The organism is Clostridium sulfidigenes, assembly GCF_000732635.1.
GTDB classification, from domain to species: domain Bacteria; phylum Bacillota; class Clostridia; order Clostridiales; family Clostridiaceae; genus Clostridium_J; species Clostridium_J sulfidigenes.
In genome coordinates this window covers 1-963 of the sequence record NZ_JPMD01000084.1, presented here as the reverse complement: position 1 = coordinate 963, position 963 = coordinate 1, and the positions used below count along the sequence as shown (strand labels likewise).

Sequence of the window (963 nt, the reverse complement as noted above, 5' to 3'; positions counted from 1 at the left end):
CTTAAATTCTCTATTTAATAAGTTTGGTAAGACTGTATGTTCCTTTGTAGCCTTCATCATTCTTCTATATGGATTTGCTTTTCTATAAGGGCAAACAATATTATATTTTTTCATTATTCTTTTGATACGTTTCAGATTATAGTTAATGTTAAACTCATTTTTAAGAGTCATTTTAATTTGTCTAGCACCTTTTTTACGATTCTTAAAATTAAATGCAGCTAATATATTTTTATAACTCTCTAAATCATTTTCTTCTTGAGCATTACGCGTAGCGATAGAATTAGAACAGTAATAATTATAATAGCCAGAACGTGATACACTAGCAGATTTACATAAATAACTTAACATATTTTTCAAATTAAACTTTTGAATAACAGAATTGATAAGAATAAATTTTTCTTGCGTTAGCAATCTTACTTCTTTGTACTCATCCTCCTTTCTAGTATATCTAACTTTTTTAGCAATTCATTTTCAGCTTGTAGAAGTTTTACCTTTGCTTGAAGTTTTTCGTACTTTTCTTCTATGGACAATTCTTTTTCAGTTGGTCTACCATTATTTAATTTACGTGTATCTTGAAGTCTTGTGGCTCCGCCATCTTTATACATTTTACGCCATCTATTACCAGCAGCCTTAACTCTTTTCATTCCTAAAATCTCTATATCAAAACCACATTCTTCGAATATTTGTCTTGGTAGCTTACCAGAAATATTTTCAGCAATAAAATGTCTTTTAAATTCATCAGTATATGTAATTGATTTTGATGAAATAGTCTGTACATATTTGTTTTGAGATAAGTTCTTAATTTGATATTCAGTGAAAAATTTGTTGCTCATATAATCACTCCTAAAGCTATATATTAATTTTATTATACATAAAAATACCCTATATAATAGACTTTTTTTAAAGTGTCTACTATATAGGGTACATTTTAAATTTTATGGCATACCTTTTCTATTTATTCTA

Annotated in this window: 1 pseudogene; it reads right to left on the bottom strand. The window is 26.9% G+C overall.

The features are described from left to right. A pseudogene (locus IO99_RS19570) lies at positions 1-833 on the bottom strand (HTH domain-containing protein); the annotation flags it as partial. Positions 834-963 lie beyond the last annotated feature (130 nt).